Origin of the sequence: Vreelandella sedimenti, assembly GCF_013416325.1 — a bacterium.
Classification (GTDB): Bacteria; Pseudomonadota; Gammaproteobacteria; order Pseudomonadales; family Halomonadaceae; genus Vreelandella; species Vreelandella sedimenti.
The window spans coordinates 38,383-56,198 of record NZ_JACCGK010000025.1 but is presented as its reverse complement, the minus strand read 5'-3'; the positions used below and the strand labels follow the sequence as shown (position 1 = coordinate 56,198).

12 protein-coding genes, 4 pseudogenes and 1 other annotated feature are annotated in these 17,816 nt (G+C 49.9%); of the genes and pseudogenes, 10 read left to right on the top strand and 6 right to left on the bottom strand.

Translation table 11 applies throughout. The features are described from left to right. Positions 1 to 64 precede the first annotated feature (64 nt). Both HZU72_RS21660 and HZU72_RS21655 read left to right on the top strand, forming a co-directional pair. Positions 65 to 364, top strand: coding sequence for a putative quinol monooxygenase (locus HZU72_RS21660; RefSeq protein WP_180095825.1), 300 nt, complete (start codon positions 65 to 67; stop codon positions 362 to 364). Between the two features lie 843 nt (positions 365 to 1,207). Further along, positions 1,208 to 2,402 (top strand): annotated as a pseudogene (locus HZU72_RS21655) (IS701 family transposase). A gap of 229 nt (positions 2,403 to 2,631) precedes the next feature. Here HZU72_RS21655 and HZU72_RS21650 read toward each other — a convergent pair. The 6 genes and pseudogenes from HZU72_RS21650 to HZU72_RS21625 all read right to left on the bottom strand — a co-directional run. Further along, positions 2,632 to 3,711 carry an Ldh family oxidoreductase gene (locus HZU72_RS21650; protein ID WP_180095823.1) on the bottom strand — a complete coding sequence of 360 codons (1,080 nt, stop codon included), beginning with the start codon at positions 3,709 to 3,711 and terminating at the stop codon, positions 2,632 to 2,634. 205 nt (positions 3,712 to 3,916) lie between these two features. After that, positions 3,917 to 4,927 carry a 4-hydroxythreonine-4-phosphate dehydrogenase PdxA gene (gene pdxA / locus HZU72_RS21645; RefSeq protein ID WP_180095821.1) on the bottom strand — a complete coding sequence of 337 codons (1,011 nt, stop codon included), beginning with the start codon at positions 4,925 to 4,927 and terminating at the stop codon, positions 3,917 to 3,919. Further along, entirely contained in the window at positions 4,924 to 6,225 is a 1,302-nt protein-coding gene (locus tag HZU72_RS21640) for a four-carbon acid sugar kinase family protein (RefSeq protein WP_180095819.1), read from the bottom strand. The genes pdxA and HZU72_RS21640 overlap by 4 nt, the downstream gene beginning before the upstream one ends. Positions 6,226 to 7,528: 1,303 nt before the next feature. Further along, the gene (locus tag HZU72_RS21635; protein WP_180095817.1) at positions 7,529 to 8,314 is read right to left on the bottom strand and encodes a DeoR/GlpR family DNA-binding transcription regulator; all 786 of its coding nucleotides are present in this window, start codon (positions 8,312 to 8,314) and stop codon (positions 7,529 to 7,531) included. 463 nt (positions 8,315 to 8,777) lie between these two features. Continuing rightward, positions 8,778 to 9,056: pseudogene (locus HZU72_RS21630) on the bottom strand (IS3 family transposase); the annotation flags it as partial. A 45-nt stretch (positions 9,057 to 9,101) separates the two neighbouring features. Next, positions 9,102 to 9,298 (bottom strand): annotated as a pseudogene (locus tag HZU72_RS21625) (IS3 family transposase); the annotation flags it as partial. 50 nt (positions 9,299 to 9,348) lie between these two features. Here HZU72_RS21625 and HZU72_RS21620 point away from each other — a divergent pair. The 8 genes and pseudogenes from HZU72_RS21620 to HZU72_RS21585 all read left to right on the top strand — a co-directional run bounded on the left by HZU72_RS21620 (position 9,349) and on the right by HZU72_RS21585 (position 17,757). After that, positions 9,349 to 10,411 (top strand): annotated as a pseudogene (locus HZU72_RS21620) (IS3 family transposase). Further along, positions 9,623 to 9,739 (top strand) — a sequence feature (AL1L pseudoknot). It overlaps the preceding pseudogene by 117 nt. 1,151 nt (positions 10,412 to 11,562) lie before the next feature. Then, complete coding sequence (locus HZU72_RS21615; RefSeq protein WP_328738145.1) at positions 11,563 to 12,171, top strand: glutathione S-transferase N-terminal domain-containing protein; 609 nt, start codon at positions 11,563 to 11,565, stop codon at positions 12,169 to 12,171. Positions 12,172 to 12,259: 88 nt separating this feature from the next. Then, the gene (locus HZU72_RS21610; RefSeq protein WP_180095812.1) at positions 12,260 to 13,285 is read left to right on the top strand and encodes a TRAP transporter substrate-binding protein; all 1,026 of its coding nucleotides are present in this window, start codon (positions 12,260 to 12,262) and stop codon (positions 13,283 to 13,285) included. A 31-nt stretch (positions 13,286 to 13,316) separates the two neighbouring features. Further along, positions 13,317 to 13,832: a TRAP transporter small permease gene (locus HZU72_RS21605; RefSeq protein ID WP_180095810.1), complete on the top strand. Its 516-nt coding sequence runs from the start codon at positions 13,317 to 13,319 to the stop codon at positions 13,830 to 13,832. Between the two features lie 21 nt (positions 13,833 to 13,853). Further along, positions 13,854 to 15,173, top strand: coding sequence for a TRAP transporter large permease (locus tag HZU72_RS21600; protein WP_180095808.1), 1,320 nt, complete (start codon positions 13,854 to 13,856; stop codon positions 15,171 to 15,173). A 57-nt stretch (positions 15,174 to 15,230) separates the two neighbouring features. Next, entirely contained in the window at positions 15,231 to 16,154 is a 924-nt protein-coding gene (locus HZU72_RS21595; RefSeq protein ID WP_180095806.1) for a fumarylacetoacetate hydrolase family protein, read from the top strand. A gap of 31 nt (positions 16,155 to 16,185) precedes the next feature. After that, the gene (locus HZU72_RS21590; RefSeq protein WP_180095804.1) at positions 16,186 to 17,103 is read left to right on the top strand and encodes a TauD/TfdA dioxygenase family protein; all 918 of its coding nucleotides are present in this window, start codon (positions 16,186 to 16,188) and stop codon (positions 17,101 to 17,103) included. 51 nt (positions 17,104 to 17,154) lie between these two features. Next, the gene (locus HZU72_RS21585) at positions 17,155 to 17,757 is read left to right on the top strand and encodes a flavin reductase family protein (protein WP_180095803.1); all 603 of its coding nucleotides are present in this window, start codon (positions 17,155 to 17,157) and stop codon (positions 17,755 to 17,757) included. Positions 17,758 to 17,816: the final 59 nt, after the last annotated feature.

The following is a 17,816-nucleotide window of genomic DNA, read 5'->3' as shown; positions in this document are numbered from 1 at the left end:
AGTAACTCGATAACTTTTGCATAACCACTTAATTTTACTAAAAGAAAATAATTTGGAGAAACTAATGCAAGCTCAGAAAGCATTCGCCGTCATCGTAGAGTTTATGGTGGATCATAGGTATATAGATGATTTTATAGGAAAAACTTTGAATCAATCTAGTAATTCTTTAGAGATGGAGCCAAAATGTCATAGATTTGACGTCTGCCAAAATGAAGAAAATATAAATAGAGTTTTTCTTTACGAGTTGTATGAGGACAAGCTGGCATTTGAGGAGCATTTAAATTCGACTCATTACTTAAGATATCATGATCAAGTAAAAGAGTGGATTTTAGATAAAAAAATAATTTTATGCTCAATGCTTTAATTTGCCTATATTGTACTGATATTATTAACGTATTAATTGAAGTGCATGGTTTAAAATAGAGTGCCTTTTGTCAGTTAATAAACCAAATGCCGTAGTCATTTTTATTGATACTATTTTTTTATATTTTTAACATTAAAAAGCCCTTTGTTTGACTAAATAATGGAGCTTGAAGAAAAGGTCCAGGCTTTCTTGCCCTGTTTAGTAATATGTTGAAAATGTGGCGACTTATTTTACGAGAATAATTGTTAATAACTAATATCGACAGTTTATGTTCCTTGTAATAGTTTTTTAAGGGTGCTTTCTGTGTTGGCGCTGTCAATGACTAAGTACAACACGAAATATAATAAGGGTAGAGGTTGCGCTTGGTCAGCGAGGCCGACCCCCTGCAGCCCTTTGTTAGCGAAGCACAATAATGTTCACATACACCCCCAGTGTCAGGGTAAGTGTCGCCCCTCTGATATTTTCTTAAATATTAATCAGGGTCCCAAAGGACAAAGGAGGCACTCATGCCTCGCTATTCAGATGAGCGTCGGCAAGCGATTGTGACCAAGTTACTACTGTCACATAACCTATCACCTTATGGTATTGCGGCATGGGAAAATATCTCGTTAGCCACTGTTAGAAGCGCGTGCTGATGGCAAATGCTTACCGGATGTATTGGGGGCTGCAACTAGTGGCTTGTGAAAGCTTCCAGTCCCTAACAGATCATGAGCAAAAGTTGTCATCAGGTATGGTAGCGAATGTCGAATTTCTTTTGTATTGGTACTTAGTTCTACTGTGTCATAAATTGGTTCTGCTACCGTGCGATGATGACGCCTACCTACCGTGTTGTGGTTGAACGCTATGCCCCATCACACGCTCTATGACCATTTTGAGACATATCTTAAGGAACTGGCACCTAAAGTGGGACATGCCGACCGCGTCTCCAGTTGCAAAGACTACTACTATGGCTTGATGCTGTCTCTGCCTCGCAAGAGCAATGAACATATCGCTGCCACCGTCGATCCCGCCCTGTTGATAGGAGTAGCGCAATGAGCCTTGCCCCACTTGCTGACTGACACCCCCACCTACTGGATCATCGATGATACGGCTATCCGCAATAAGGGCCGATATTCGTTGGATGTCAGTCGACAATATTGTGGAGAGATCGGTAAGCAAGACAATTGCTAGGCCGCCGTCAGCTTGTCAGTCGCTATAGAGCATGCGTGCTTACCGGTGGCATGGCAGCTCTATTTGCCAAATTCCTGGACAGATAATCCCGACCGCTGTCGCCAGGCAGTTGTTCCCGACGATGTAGATTTTGCCGCCAAGCCAGACATCGCCTTGCAGCAGCTTTACCAAACGATGGAGTCAGACATCAAAACGGACATCGTGTTGGCCGGTGCTACCTATGGCAAGGGAACAGCGTGGCGAGAGTAACTTGCCGACTGGGACTGACCTAGTGCGTCGGCGTGCAGACCTGAGAGTGTCTGGGCGCCCGGCGTCCGGCGCCGAGCCTTTACCACCACGCTGGTCGAGCGTTGGGCGTCTACCGACCCGCTCGCAGCAGACGGGAGGACGATCACCCGGTCTCGGTAGACACCTTGGCCCAGTCGCTGAGGGCTGACGACTTTCAAGACGTCACGTTGCGGAAAGGCACAGACCAGCCGCTGACGTCCCGTTTTGCTTCAGTTCGTGTGCGAGTGGCAGTGGCCAACAGTATCGTGAACCGGAGGCTCCTGATCGAATGGCCCCAAGGGGCTGACAAGCCCACGAAGTATTGGCTGAGCAGCCAACCTGAGGTGACACCGCTAAGGCACGTTGGCGAATTGAGCGTGACTATCAGGAACTCAAGCAGGAGCTCGGGTTGGAACACTATGTGGGCCGCAACTGGGGAGGCTTTCACCATCACGCTAGCCTCTGCATCGTGGCGTATAGCTTCGTGGTCGCTGAACGGTTACGTAATCGGCATCAAAAAATCTCACTGTTCCCGGCACCTACCTTACCCGAAGGGCATCGGCCGCGGGGTCGTGCAACCCGCTCAGCGACATGTGAGTGATTCCATCACCAAGCTACGTTGGTATCTCCACCAGGAGATTATGACGAACTTGTATAACCGATGGCGATATTTTATGACGCAGTAGGACTAGTTCGAGAGTCAGAATCTAAGTGCCGTCCATGTTATGCCTCCTGTCGGTGTGGGAGCCCCTATTTTGCTTCAACGCTAGGGCTTAACTCCGCACCCAACGACGAAAAGCCTAATTAGTCTCCCGAACTTCATCATATAATCACAGTGGCGAAGGGACTCCAAAATTTCCGCTTATTTGTTTTATTTCTTCTATAATTTCAATCGGATACTCAATTCCGTTTCGTTTCTGAAGAGCATATGAGATGTATTCAGGTTCCCCGGGTAAATATATAGATTCGACTCCCTGGGCCTTGGGCGAGTTTTTGATAAAGTCAATCTCTCGGTCCATTCGTTTTCTAAACTCCAGAGGCTCAGTCATGCATTTTATATCAATTGCTCCAAATACATGGCCTTTATTTAGTCCGCCTGAAAAGTCCTCATAAACATCCATTAAGGAGCTTCCTATAGATGCGTTGCTGATTACTGAAGATATCATTCCCATAACTGTAGCAATTCCATACCCTTTATAATCTGCTATTGGTCGTATTGTCCCTTCCATCGCTTCATCAGCGTTTGTAGTAGGTACCCCATGCTTGTCGAATGCCCACTCCTCTGGTATGGGGGTTTTTGTTTTAGTTGCCATAACAATTTTCCCCTTGGCTACTACGCTCTGCGCCATATCCAATACAACCGGATAATGATTAAATGCTGGAATTGCTATCCCAAAAGGATTGTTACCAATTCGAGCATCTGTTCCACCCCAAGGGGCCATAAGATTGCCGCCACCAATAGTAGTAGTAAAACCTATCATTCCTTCTTCCAAGGCCATCATGGCATAATAAGCGCAAGTGCCGTAATGGTTGCTTCCTCTGGCAGTAATAAAAGATATACCATGCTGCTTGGCTTTATCGATAGCTAGTCGCATGGAGTAGTCCCCTACGACTTGCCCCATGCAATTATTTCCTTCTATCACAGCTGTGCCCAAGTGACTCCGCTTAATTTCTGGTTTTCCTGAAGTATTAATCGTTCTCTTAAGTATCCTCTTTGTATAGAGTGATACTCTTAAAACCCCATGTGAATATACACCTCTGGCATCTGCCGTGACCAAACTATCTGCAACCAAGCTGGAGTCAACTTCGTTTAAACCTGAGGCGGTGAATATATTCCCAACCCACTCTTTCATTGTGTCAAACGAAATATTGACGGTTTTTTTAAATGTATAGTGATTTTTGTTTACCATTTTTAATCAGCCTATTTTTGGAATTGAATCATTGAGGTTGTTAGGTTATTAAATATGTATGTGGTAATGGAGAGAAACTCGCAAGTTTCGTGTAAAGTAACGCTAGAGAACGAACCGGATGGGGTGTACCCATGAAAAAAATCTAATGTTTTCTTAAGCGCTTTCCAAACCATTTCGACGCGATTACAAATGAAGTAGTTAATTTTCATGTGGTCTCCGTCTGAAGTCGGCTTACCAATTTTACTGCCTGTCGCAGGGCTTCCAGTAGGCTGCGTTCATCTGCCAGCCCACTGCCCGCTATGTCGAAGGCGGTGCCATGATCGACCGAGGTACGTACGACCGGCAGGCCGATTGTGACATTTACCCCAGCCTCCAGCCCCAATACTTTGACCGGACCGTGGCCTTGATCGTGATACATTGCTACTACGCAATCGAAATCGCCGCGACCGGCGCGGAAGAAGAGAGTATCGGCGGGTAGGGGACCTTCGATATTCCAGCCTCGTGCCTGCAATTCGTTGATGGCTGGTACGATCTTTTCTTCTTCCTCTCCATGACCGAACAGGCCGTTCTCACCGGCATGAGGGTTGATGCCGCAGACCGCGATGCGCGGATTATTGATGCCAGCACGGTTTAAGGTAGCGTGCGCGCGCTCGATGGTGCGCTGTACCAGGCCGGGCTCTATACGGTTGATGGCGTCGATCAGCCCCATGTGTGTAGTAACATGGATTACCTTCATATTTGGTGTCACCAGCATCATCGATACTTCCTCTGTGCCGGTCAAATGCGCTAGCAGTTCGGTATGTCCCGGAAAGATATGTCCGCCGGCATGCAGTGCTTCCTTATTAAGCGGAGCGGTACAAATAGCATCGAGTTCTCCATTCCGGGTTAGCTCGACGGTGCGGGCAATAAACTGATATGCGGCATTGCCTGCAATCGGGGAAATCTCACCGTAGGGCAGGTTCTCCGGTATTAGCCCCAGGTCGATGCAGTCAATGATGCCAGTCTCGAAGCGTGCCTGAGACGGGGACTCGATGACTCGAACGGTCAGGGCGCTTTCCAGCAGAGAAATAGCATTTCGCAATCGGCCTGCATCGCCGATCACCAGAGCACGACAGTATCTATGGACCTCGACATGTGAGAGGCTCTTGACAATGATTTCTGGGCCGACGCCAGCTGCGTCGCCCATAGTAATACCAATAACGGGGCGGTCTATCATGAAGATGTCCTCGGATAATCAGTAGAGCGAAACTTCGAGCGTTCGGATTGCCAAACGCGTAGCAAGGCATCGCGATTGCCAAAGCCGCCGGCTTTAGTAACGACTTCGAGTCGGTGGCCGTTGTGAAGGGTGCACAGTCGAGCCATACCGGTATGGGGAGAGTCGAGCAGCCTTAGGTGGGTAATATCAGCTGAAATAAGGATTGCGCGGGCGGTGGCTCCACCAGTAGCAACCAGACGTACAACAAGAGGAAGTGCCGGAGCCAACAACTGTCCCAGCTGCTGGCTCAGCTGTGGCCCCTCAGTGTCGTTAAATTCTCCACTACGGATGAGGCGCACAAGTAAATCACGTCCATCGGCTAGCACTCTTTGGATGCGTTCACGCAATGCCCTCAAGCTCGGCAGAGAAACTGGTTCGCGTAGCTGGTCAACTTCTATATCTATGGACACAATTTCACTATCACCAGCCAGCAACGCATCTGCTTGAGCGTGTGAAGTACTGTTCATGCTGCCTACTACGATTAAGGTCGGGCCCTGAGCTACAGATAAGATGTCCGGTGCTGATGTTCCTGCGGTTAATCCGAGAGCCTCAGGTAAATGCTGGCTGAGCCCGCCAGAGCCGGCCCAAAAGACATGTTCAATAGAGGCCGAGGCCTGCGCCAGATGCATCAAGTCCTTATCGGTAAGCGCATCACAGATTACCGCTTGGATGCCAGCTTGCTGCCAGTGGACGAGGGTATCGCGAACTGCCTCAGCCGAACGGTGCAGTTGATCGAGGGTCATCAGTGCCGTCGATAGCCCTTCGATTTTTAACATCATCATTAGATCGGCGCGACCTGTTAAGCCCTCATTAATCCATACTTCGCATGCCTCGACCGGCTGATCGTTGAGATATTGTCGTCCATTGAGGGTGGTACGTCCGGTCGCGGGAAAGGCCGGTGCGACAATCGCCATGCCTGCCAGAGGGATGAGTGCTGATAACTCGGCCGCTATGTTGCCGCGCAGCGTAGAGTCCACCTTTTTGTAAAGGTGGGAATAGCTCCCCCGCCACTGCTGTAGACACTCCGTAATGCACCGGGCTGCTTCTTGCGATGGGTAATCACGAGAATTCATGTCAATGGCGATGACATCAGCGGTAAGCCCGGGTTGGGGCGACAGATTCACTTGGGTCGATAGGCCGGCGGTTGCGCATCCAACTGCCGAATCGGCGGTGCCAGTGAGATCGTCTGCCAAAATTAGTAGCTTGCAGTAAGTTCCGCCCGAATTGGAGGGTGATGCCTTGTTGGCAATATTAGGCATAAGAGGCTCTTTAAGATATGAAGCATCTTAAAAAATGATCGAAGTAGTCATTTTTTGCAAGTGGACTTACGTATTAGTGCAAGATTGAAGCAAAAAAAGCTCTGAATATAAAGATTAGCTGTCTGTGGTGATCGTTTCGTTCATTTTAGTGTCGGGCGAGGCGGTCCCGAAATATGCTAGGGTTTGTACGAGAAGTCGGTGAGGAAAGGCCAAGCAAGGCAAAACCGATGAAAAACGGAGTTTACGGGGTGTAAATGATTATTTTGAGCCGATTTTTAACACCTCATGAGCGAGCGCAAGCAGTTTTCATACAAAGCCTAAGCGGCAAGCTTGGTCTATAGGTTGTCCGTAAATAGAGCTTGGTTATGCTGTGGTGAGCTGTTGATGCTGAGGGTTTACCATGGAGACAAAGTTCTTAAAAATTAGGGATGGATTCTGGAGACGTGTGATGACACCGATTCCTCGGGCTCGACCAAGAGCAGCAGATAAAGAGTAATGGCGTAAGCTTTGCGTTGAACGAAAACCAAAGCCCGTTCGTCTGGACTTCGAAGCTATCATGTGGGTTGCTTACAGGATGTCAGTGCTCGCAAGCGGATTTCTGGAATGGGAGTTAGCCCGATTCTTTAAAGCACCTTGATATGCCGGTCAGGACGAATACGACGCGAAGATAGGTATTGCCTAGCTGGCAAATTATTGCTCAGGCGTCACACTAATCAACGAGCCTAGCGATAGGTTATCGAAGTCGCTCACAGCTGGCCAACCGGCTTCGAAAGCTTCTGGTTTGTTCGAAAAAACTAGAGCGCAGCTTTCGTGTTCTCAATTAGCTTGCCGCTGCCATTCTTGCTTCCGGTAACTATTATCTCCGAATGTTTTTTATACAGCAGGTTAGATTACGAAAATTGTCAAAAAAAGAATTAAAGCGCTGAAACCCATACCAAGGCGGCCCTAGCTGCGTTCCTGAGTAATTAAGTCAATGGAATGGATCTGTTTCGGTGGCCATTTGATCCTTTGAGTAGGAAGAAGTCCACCAGACCCAACTCATAACCTGAGGAGTTCCGGTAGTAGATCGTCGATTTCGTTAAAGATGGATAAACGATCGAAGTGCTGGTCCATAAATTAAAGTTGACGGTACAGATGATCCAGCATGTGACCGGGATGACGTTCGTGGTACCGGTCGACCCTACGACGTTCCGATCAGCACTGAACAGGAGGAAGTGCGTTGCTTGTGTTCGAGATAAAGTGCAAAACGTCCAATGAATGGGGTAACTACAACCTACCTATCGAGCGCCGAAGTGCTCATTCATTACTGTCCGGTACGGTCGAAGTATGCATCTGTGCTGTAGATAACGGCACCACGCTTTGCAAATGCTTCCAACTGAGCAGGGTCGTTGGCATTGGTAATTAGCGTCCAGCGACGAGGGAGCGACGCCCAGTGCTGTTGACTCGCGCGACCGAGCTTAGTGGCATCTGCCATGATGTAGATTTCTGCGGCGCGTTGCATCATTGCTTCCTTGAGCCAAGTCTGCTCGGGGCTGGCCTCACACAGGCCGTATTCTGCGACCACGCCATCGGCGCTCAGAAAGAGCCGGTCCACCGTTAGTCGTGTCAGGGCGTTATGTGCTAACGGTCCGTATGTGGACATACTGGTGGTGCGCAAGTCGCCACCTAATACAGTGACATGCCCATCGGGCAAATTCGCCAGCCAGGGCAGGGCAACCAGATTATTAGTGATCACGTGAAGTCCGCGGCGTTCGCTTAGGCGTGAAGCCAGTGCAGCGGTGGTAGAACCGCCGTCTAGTAGTAGTGTTTCGTTATCTAAAATAAAATCTAAAGCACACTCAGCTAGACATGCCTTAACGTCTCCATGCTGTGACCGACGCTGCTCAAGTGTTAGTTCTCGCTCAAATGGCCCAATATGAGCTATAGCACCACCATAGGTTCGTACTAGCAGCCCACTTTTAGAAAGTGCAGCAAGGTCACGGCGCGCCGTCGCTTCTGATATACGAAAGTGGCTGCATAAGGCTTCAACATTAGTGATACCGGCATTTACCGCTTCCAGCATTTCTTCTCGGCGTTTGGCGACTTTCATGCGATATCCATGATCTTATGATGAGGAATAACTACCCAATGATTTTACTCGTGTTTAGCCTAAGCGACTACCTGATAACACTTCCATAATGCTGTAAAGCGTAGGCGTATTTTGTTACCACCTGAGATGAAATTATCTGATGTTACCGCAAAACGGACAATCGCCAGCATTGTTATATATAGATTCTTCTGCTTTCACCCTTAGCAGACTGGAAGCCCTGTAGTGACGCGAACCGCGGTCTGGGAGCGGGAAGCAAACACTACCTAGAATACCAATCGTCAGGATGAGGCACTCTTTGCGAATCAGCAGGTAAGGGCTGTCAAAGGCTCTAAAACTGCTCTACTTCAAATAATTGAATACGCAATGCCGTCATGGCTAGTAACACCAGCAATCGTCGTTGCATACTCTCCCAGCGGAAAGCCTATGCCAGGGGTGATCTGGCAATATTTTTTCGGACATGTTTTCAAGCAGCTGCTCGTAGCGCTGATTCATAGTCCGCTGGACTCATATAGTCATTGCTAGAGTGCAGCCTCACCCGGTTATAAAACACTTCGATATATTCGAAGATGGCCTGCTTCGCTTCTGCTCGCGTTCTGTAGTCCTCGTGATAAACCAACTCGGTTTTCAGCGTGAGGAAGAAGCTCTCGGACTGAGTATCCCAACAATTCCCCTCCTGGCTCATACTGCAACTGAACTCATGCTTCTTGAGCAGCTGCTGGAAGCTATCAGAGGCATGCTGACTGGGGGATAAGGTTACTGATCTGGCAACAGTTTTCCGGACATTTTTTTAAGCGGCTGGTCTTCGCCGCGATTCATAGTCCACTGGACTCATATAGCCGTTGCTGGAGTCCGGTTATAAAATACCTCGATATACTCGAAGATCGCCTGCCTCGCTTCCGCTCGCGTCTTGAAGCCCTCGTGACACACCAACTCGGTATTCAGCGTATGAAAGAAACTTTCTAACAGAGCATTGTCCCAACAGTTTGAACCGCCCCGGGTTTACCGGAGACTTCATAACTTGAGAGAATGAAGACATGATCTCACCAAAACAATATTCTCCAGAAGTGTGGGAGCGGGCTGTTCGGTTAGTCATTGAACAGCAAAGTGAATACCCGTCCAAGTGGGCGGAGATCTGTCCATTGCCAGCAAGTTTGGCTGTTCACCAGAGACCTTGAGGGCCTGGTGCAAACGCACAGAACTCACGCAGGAAGACAGCGCGGTTAACCTGCCGGAATATGAACGACTCAAGCAGCTAAAGCGTGAAAACGCCGAATTGAAGCGCGCCAATGAAATTCTCCGCAAGGCGGCTGCTTTTTTCGCCCAGGCGGAGCTCGACCGCAAACCCAATTGATGGTGTCATTTATCGACGAGCATCGTGCTCAGTTCGGGGGCGAGTCGATTTGTAGCCAACTGCCAATCGCCCCATCGTCGTATTACCACCACAAGGCACTTGAAGCTGATCCTGAACGGCGGGCAGACCAGTATCGACAGGATGAGTTTCTTACCGCTGAGATTCAGCGAGTGTGGGAAGAAAACTTCTACGTCTATGGTGCCCGTAAGGTCTGGCGGCAACTCCGCCGTGAAGGCGTTAATGTTGCTCGTTGCACTGTAGAACGGCTCATGCGCCGCCTGGGAATTCGCGGCGTGGTGCGGGGCCAACGCCCCTTCACGACCATCAGTGATCCCGGCCAGAAACGGGCACCTGATTTAGTGAAACGTGACTTTACGGCCATGCGTCCAAATCAGCTTTGGGTGGCCGATTTTACCTATGTCGCTACCTGGTCTGGCTTCGTTTACGTTGCGTTCGTTATCGATGTTTATGCACGCTGTATCGTGGGTTGGCGTGTAGCGACGTCGATGAGAACGGCACTGGTGCTGGACGCTCTGGAGCAAGCTATGTGGGCACGAAAGCACAGACAAGGGTTGATCCACCATCGAAGTCCATGGAGAGGGCTGGATGCCGTTGAGTATGCCACGCTGGAGTGGTTTGACTGGTTCAACCATCGCCGACTACTGGAACCCATCGGAAACGTTCCACCAGCAGAACGAGAAAGGACGTATTATCGTCAATTGGAGGAGTCGGGTGAAGCTGCCTGACTCAAACAAACCAGTCTCCGGAATAATCGGGGCGGTTCAGCGCGCATACTCCTGTGCTGTAAGCACCCTTTGGGACTCGTCATCAACATCGCCTAATTCACATGGGGGCTAGAAAATCGATGATGGCATTACCTTCACGGCGCTCAAACTTTATGAAGTGGTATAGTTTCCCGGATACACAGAGGCAGGCAATACCTTCTGCTTATAGAGGTTTGTCATGGCTCAAAAGTAAACCAATCCTTATACCAACGAATTCAGGGAAGGGGCCGTCAAACTGGCGATAAAATCAAATCAGCCGGTTGCCCAGTCCGCCCGAGAGCGGGGGGAACGTCAATACGCTGCATACGTAGATCGATAAATTTCACGGCGAACCACCGACAAGTTCCGGTAAGCAGGTGAATGACGTGCATCTGTATGAGGAGCTAATTGATTAGCTTGGTAGGTGGGTTTTGTGGGGCGTTTACATATAACACCGACACAAATAATCTTCATCTGGGCTTTCCCTCATCTTTATGATGGCTTCTCTTGATAAGCAATTCGATATAACCATGAGCACTCTACTGCTCGCCCACCTCCTATGGTGCTGATCGTCACCTTCCTGCCTGAGCTATCACTGCTGCTGCCAAGGCTGTTACTAGGTATTGGCTGATTTGAGCCATGAGAAGCCTCCGGAGAAAACCCGAAGGCTTCTTATGCTAATTTTACTTTCTTATGCTTTCAATTACCCAGATTCAACCTACAACGAGGTGGTTGGCTACTTCATATGCGCGCTTTTCTGGGTCACTCAGCAAGTGACGAAATTAAACTAGCAAAATTTCCGACGTTACAGGTCTTTACTTCAAAGCTTTAGAGGGCTCTGGCTGAGTCCATCGCTGGGAGGCGCGCAACAATTATGGTGAAGGGGCGACAACTAAAGGATAAGTAGAAGTAAACATTTAACTCCTGGTTCAGTCTTTGTTGATTATACTTTAGTCGTTATTTACGAAGTCCCCGCACCATTAAGAAACGCGCAGGACGGGTTTTTAAGTCCTACTGATTCGTTTATCTGATCAATTGATCTTATAAATTGTGTTGTAAATTATCAATCTAATGACTTAAATCAAGGCAACGCAATGAGCAGTACACATAAAAACAAACTGTCTGGAGCGTAAATGCAACTCTACATGTCAGCAAATTCTCCGTATGCACGGAAAGCAAGGTTGGTCGCCTATGAGCTTGGCCTGCATGACAGTGTCAAGATGGTAGAGGTCAATCCACGTGATCCATCCACGGGATTCTGGGAAATAAATCCTTTAGCAAAGATCCCCGCCCTCATGACGAATAGCGGCCACATTATTTATGACTCACCAGTCATCTGCGAGTACCTAAACGAAGTCGAGGGGGACGGCCATCTCCTGTCGCAAGACGCCCAGGAGCGCTGGAGAACCCGTACGCTAGTTGCATTGGTCGATGGCGTACTAGACGCAGGCATGGCAGTACGGTTAGAAAACATGCGCCCTGAGGAGGAACGCTCCGCTGCCTGGATCGAAAAGCAGTTAGCAACCGCCTCTCGTGGGATGGATACGATTGAGGAAAGCGTTCCAGAGTTTGCCAACAACGTCGATTTGGGATCCATCGGCGTCGCGTGTGCGATTGCCTGGCTGCAGCTCCGTCATGGCGATCACGATTGGCTGAGTAACCGCCCACAGTTGAGTGATTGGTACGAAGAGTTCGTGCAAAGAGACTCCTTTCAAAAAACACTGCCTGATCAAACACGTTAGCAATACGAAAGATCGAATCATCGGTAAGTCTATCACTCAGAATACAAGCAATAATAATACATCCCCAAAGTAATTTGAGGCACCTACAATGATAAAGAAACAATTGGTTTTGGCCATCACCTCAGCAACTCTACTTACCACCGGCATGGGGGTTGCACAGGCCCAGGAGTCGGTAACGTTATCCATGGTCCATGGTAGTCCTGAAAGCCATGTGATAACCAAACAAGGTATAGAACCTTGGATGGCATGCGTCAGCGAAGAGACTGATGATCAAATTAGCTTTGATTATTACCCTGGCGGGCAAATTTCGAAAACTCCTGAGCTACTTCGGGCGATCAAAGGAGGTATCGCTGATGTAGCCCCGGTCCCCATTGGTTATGTCAGTGATGAACTGCCGTTGAATGGCGTTTCGATGCTCCCAGGCCTGGGCAGTTCTTCTACGGAAATTGTCACCGCCTACTCTAGTGCGTTGAAGAGTGGCATTTTGAAAGAAGAGTTTACCTCGAACAATCTGATGCCACTTCTTGTCATGGCCTACCCCCCTTACCAATTGGTATCCATTGGTGAAAAGATCGATAGCGCCGACGCCTTCGAAGGAACCGTGCTTCGCTCTGCCGGCGGCGCCATGAACCTGGCAATTTCCGAATTGGGTGCATCACCCGCTGAAATCCCTATCGGCGATACTTATATCGCTCTTGAGCGAGGCACGGTGGACGGCACTATCTCTGCTTTTGCCAGCATCAAGCCCTTCAGTCTTCAAGAACTCATGAAGAGCATGAGCAGCAATGGTGCTTTCGGCACTTTTACCAATGTTCTCAGCATGCCTCTGGATAATTTCGACGCCTTATCCAGTGAGATGCAGACTACCTTAGTCAACTGCGGCACTCGCACTGAAGAAGCCATGGCCAGCCATCTGGATCAGGAAGTCGAAGTGCTGGCACAGGAATTTACCGAGCTTGGCATCGAAATCTATGAATTCGCTCCAGATGAACTCGACAAGATTAATAGCAGCCTCGCTGAAGTCCAGAAAGATTGGGTTCAACGCCTCGATAACCGAGGGCTAGCAGCCGCACAGGCGCTTGAAGAATACAGCAGCGCATTGAATGGCCAGTAGAGAAGCCTGGGAGAACGAGGAGGTGAGAGGCATGTTTTTTTCAATACATGGGCGTATCGATCGTGTGCTGATCTGGATAGAAAACGTAGCTGCCATCATTGCAGGCTGCGCAGCATTAATTACTATGGTGCTGGTAACCTTCGATGCCATCTTACGACATCTATTTAGCTCACCTCTCACCTTCCAACATCACCTTACTCAGTATTACCTGCTCGTTATGGTGACCATGCTAGCCCTGTCCTGGGGCTACCGAACCGGTGGGGCCATCCAGATCAAGTTGCTTATCCACCGACTGCCAGCAGCGCTAGTCGGTCCTCTGGTTCGGGTCGGGCTGCTGGCCTCAGCGGGTTACATTGCCGCAATGACTTGGCAAGGCTATATCGAATTCCACGATGCTTGGGAACAGGGAAAGCTGATCATGGGCGTCATCGATTGGCCGGTTGCTTGGTCCTGGGTCTGGATTCCGCTTGGCTGTGGCTTACTCGCGGTACGCTTACTACTCGATGCGACTGCCCCCCGTCTGAGTGCCATTGGCTCCTCACACTGATTTTATCTTGGATATGACTCAATGGATATTTTCCTCGGCATAGGGCTACTGCTCTTATTGATTGTGGTTGGTGTGCCAGTCGGTTTTGCCCTCGGTCTCGCTGGGACTATCAGCCTGGCCATGATCGTAAGTCCGGGCATCGTTGGCAGCTTACTTGGTCAAGTTGTTCACCATACGGCATCGAATTACGTACTGCTGACCATACCGATGTTCGTATTAATGGCCGAGTTCCTCGGTGCCAGCGGCATTGCCAAAGACATGATGATTTCATGTAGCCGCCTGATGCATCGGGTCAAAGGAGGCTTGGCTATGGCCTGTGTACTGGCTGGCTCCATCCTCGCCTCGGCATCGGGTAGCAGTACCGCCTCGGTGGCCTCGATCTCAAGTGCTGCCTTCCCCACGATGAAGTCGTTGGGATACAACGAAGGGTTCTCTATCGGCACCATGGCCATTGCTGGCACCTTGGCGATTATGATTCCTCCGTCGATCGCATTCATCGTCTACGGCATCATTACCGAGGAATCAATCGGTAGGCTTTTTATGGCTGGACTGATTCCCGGCATTGTGACGGCACTAGGCTACATCGTGACGATCGCTATTGTAGTGCGCATCAAGCCGAACTGGGCGCCGGACCCAAAGCTGATCAAGTCTCAAATTCTTAAGGCGGATAGCGATGACGAAGCGGCGGGTGAACTCCGCCAGACAGGTCGCATTTGGCCAATGCTTGTTCTGATTTTTATCGTGCTAGGGGCTCTCTACTCAGGCATCGCCACCCCAACGGAAGTCGGTGCAATCGGTGCTTTTGGAGCACTGGCTATCAGCCTGATGCTACGCCGTATGACGTGGGGATCTTTTTACGAGGCCGTCGGCAAGACGCTGCGCACCACGGCCATGATTGTGGCCATCATCTTTGGGGCGCTGCTGTTTGGATATTTCATGGCGTATACCCACGTAACCACCACCATGATTGAGTGGATCTCAACTGCAGGCCTTTCACCCTACACGGTACTGTTACTGGTCGTGTTTATTTATCTCATTCTCGGCATGTTCATGGATCAGTTTGCCATTATCGTGCTGACCGTTCCTATTACTTATGCAGTACTAACAGGTTTGGGGTTTGATGGGATCTGGCTTGGCATAGTTCTCATAAAGACCGCGGAGATTGGTCTCGTATCACCACCATTGGGATTGAATATCTATATCGCGTCGGGATCAACAGGAGTCAGCACGAAAGAAGGTTTTACAGGAGTAGCCCCATTCTTGGTCGCCGAAATGCTGATTCTCGGTTTGCTAATTGCATTCCCCTCAATTTCTCTATTCCTTCCGAATCTGCTGGGTTGAGAGATACATGGCAGCTTACCAATCAGGCAATGGTCCAACCCATAGAAGGAGTAAAGGATGAAACTAATCACATACACGACGAAGGGTGTCCGGCGTGTGGGCTCGTTGTATGACAGTAATCAAGTCATTGATTTACGCAGTGCGTTGGAAGCGTTGCTGCGTCAAAAGGGCCAATTAGATGCAGCCGAGCAAGCGATGTTCCTGGTTCCCTCTGATATGACTGTGCTGCTTGATCGTGCCAAAGGAGACCTGTCGCTGCTGCGCGAAGCTGCGGCCACAGCGGGAAATGAATCATTGGTGGATCATGACACCCTAACCCTAGAAGCACCAATACCGCGCCCAGGTAAAATCCTTGGGGTCGGTAGAAATTATGGCGCTCATGCTGGTGAAGGGGGCCTCCTGGCCCAGGATGAGCCTCGTATTTTTGCCAAGATGCCTACCTCTGTGATCGGTACTGGGGCCTCGATTCCCTGCCCCGCCTCGGTGAATAAACTAGATTGGGAAGTGGAACTTGCCGTGGTTATTGGGAGGAATATGAAAGATATCCCTGAACCACACGCGCTGGAATACATCGCCGGTTATACGATCATCAATGATGTTTCCGCTCGCGAGTTTCAGTTCGATGTAAAGCCACCGCAAACCACTTTCGCCAAGAGCATGGATGGCTTTACCCCTATGGGGCCGGTGCTACTTACCGCCGATGAGCTGACCGATCCCACCAACGTCCAGCTGCGCTGCTGGGTAAATGACACTCTGATGCAGGAAGGCAATACCAGCGACATGATTTTCCCGGTGGCTTACATCCTGTCCTATCTCAGCCGCTTCATGACGTTGGAGCCCGGTGATGTCATCGCGACCGGCACGCCATCCGGTGTGGGCTGTTTCAGGGATCCCCCCATGTATCTCACCCAGGGCGATCAGGTGCGCATGGAAATCCCTCCGATTGGCGTACTTGCCAACGACGTCAGGCGATCTGCTTGACCTTGTGAATTGAAATCCAGGAGAAATAGCTATGTCTACGCTAAATATTAAGCCTAGTGGAAAGACCCTCGGCGCAAAGGTTGATGGTTTGGACCTAACACAACAATTAGATCAAGAAACTTTTGATGCCATTGTTAACGCGCTAGGCGAGCATGGAGTGCTTTGCTTTAATGGGCAGAGCTTGGATGACGCGAGTTTAAAGCACTTCAGCAGCCGTTTCGGTACACTCGAAATCAATGTGGCCAACACGTTTCAGTCTCCCGGTCATCCTGAAGTAATGATCCTCTCCAATATCGTCGAGAATGGAAAACCCATCGGTATCGCGGATGCCGGTCAGGACTGGCACACCGATATGTCCTACAGCAGCACCATTGCCTTTGCCAATGTGCTGTATGCGATCAAGGTGCCGCGTCGCGATGGCAAGGCACTCGGTTGCACAAGCTTCGCCAATATGCAAGCGGCTTACGAAGACTTGCCCGAAGACGTGAAGCAAAAATTAGCCACCGCCACGGCCACCCATGACTTCAACAAATTCTGGGAAATGATGCGCCGCGAGAAAGGCAGTACGCGTCCCCCGCTGACCCCAGAGCAGCGCAAGGCCAAACCACCGGTGTCACATCCAGTCTTCCTTACCCATCCCATCACGGGGCGTAGGGTGCTATACGCCAATCCCGGCTATACCGTATGCATTGATGGTTGGTCAGAAAAGGAAAGCGAAGAGATGCTGGAATTTCTATTCAAGCATCAGCTCGACCCGAAGTACCAATATACTCATGAGTGGAACGAGCATGACGTTCTTATGTGGGAGAACATTGGTACGCTGCATAACGCCGTCGCCGATTATGCTCCCGATGAGCACCGTTTTATCAAGCGGTGCCAAGTCATGGCCGACTGGATCTTCGACTCGCCCCAGGCCCAGGCTGTTGGCGCTGACCGTGAACCCCGGTAGTCGGCTGCTTGCCGCTGCAATAATTCTCGTTCACTCAAGAGGCTAGTCTGGATGTTCTACGAACCGTCAGCGGGCCATGGCCTTGCGTACGATCCGTTTAAGGCCATTATCGCCCCCAGGCCCATTGGCTGGATTTCGACCTTGACCGATGAGGGGGTGCCTAATCTGGCGCCGTACAGTTTCTTCAATGCCATGTCGAGCCGTCCTCCTATGGTCGGCTTTACCAGTGAAGGCATGAAAGACTCCCCACGAAATGCGCAAGCGACCCGCGAATTCGTCTACAACCTGGCCACCATGCCCTTGTCGCAGGCCATGAGTGAGAGTTCGGCCAGTCTACCGCATGGTGAGAATGAGTTTGACTATGCAGGCCTGGAAATGGCGCCTTCACGCTTGGTCAAGCCGCCTCGTGTCGCCAGGGCGCCTGCCGCATTGGAATGCCGTACAGTGCATTATAGCGAGTTGTTGGATTTGGACGGAAAACCGACAGATCGGTATCTGGTGATAGGTCAGGTCGTAGGTGTGTATATCAATGAAGAATATATTCGCGACGGGCGGTTTGACACGGTCGCGGCCCAGTCGCTCGCCCGCTGCGGTTATCGCGATTATGCGGTTGTCGAACGGGTATTCGAACTGTTACGCCCCGATGAACGCTAAGGCCTCCTTTATGACTCGTCGCGGCTTCGAACTTTCCTTTAATGGTAAGGAAAATCGAG

Excerpts from the sequence above, each read along its gene's own strand:
- HZU72_RS21660 (WP_180095825.1), top strand. The coding sequence starts at position 65 with ATGCAAGCTCAGAAAGCATTCGCCGTCATCGTAGAGTTTATGGTGGAT.
- HZU72_RS21650 (WP_180095823.1), bottom strand. The coding sequence starts at position 3,711 with ATGGTAAACAAAAATCACTATACATTTAAAAAAACCGTCAATATTTCG.
- pdxA (WP_180095821.1), bottom strand. The coding sequence starts at position 4,927 with ATGATAGACCGCCCCGTTATTGGTATTACTATGGGCGACGCAGCTGGC.
- HZU72_RS21640 (WP_180095819.1), bottom strand. The coding sequence starts at position 6,225 with ATGCCTAATATTGCCAACAAGGCATCACCCTCCAATTCGGGCGGAACT.
- HZU72_RS21635 (WP_180095817.1), bottom strand. The coding sequence starts at position 8,314 with ATGAAAGTCGCCAAACGCCGAGAAGAAATGCTGGAAGCGGTAAATGCC.
- HZU72_RS21615 (WP_328738145.1), top strand. The coding sequence starts at position 11,563 with ATGCAACTCTACATGTCAGCAAATTCTCCGTATGCACGGAAAGCAAGG.
- HZU72_RS21610 (WP_180095812.1), top strand. The coding sequence starts at position 12,260 with ATGATAAAGAAACAATTGGTTTTGGCCATCACCTCAGCAACTCTACTT.
- HZU72_RS21605 (WP_180095810.1), top strand. The coding sequence starts at position 13,317 with ATGTTTTTTTCAATACATGGGCGTATCGATCGTGTGCTGATCTGGATA.
- HZU72_RS21600 (WP_180095808.1), top strand. The coding sequence starts at position 13,854 with ATGGATATTTTCCTCGGCATAGGGCTACTGCTCTTATTGATTGTGGTT.
- HZU72_RS21595 (WP_180095806.1), top strand. The coding sequence starts at position 15,231 with ATGAAACTAATCACATACACGACGAAGGGTGTCCGGCGTGTGGGCTCG.
- HZU72_RS21590 (WP_180095804.1), top strand. The coding sequence starts at position 16,186 with ATGTCTACGCTAAATATTAAGCCTAGTGGAAAGACCCTCGGCGCAAAG.
- HZU72_RS21585 (WP_180095803.1), top strand. The coding sequence starts at position 17,155 with ATGTTCTACGAACCGTCAGCGGGCCATGGCCTTGCGTACGATCCGTTT.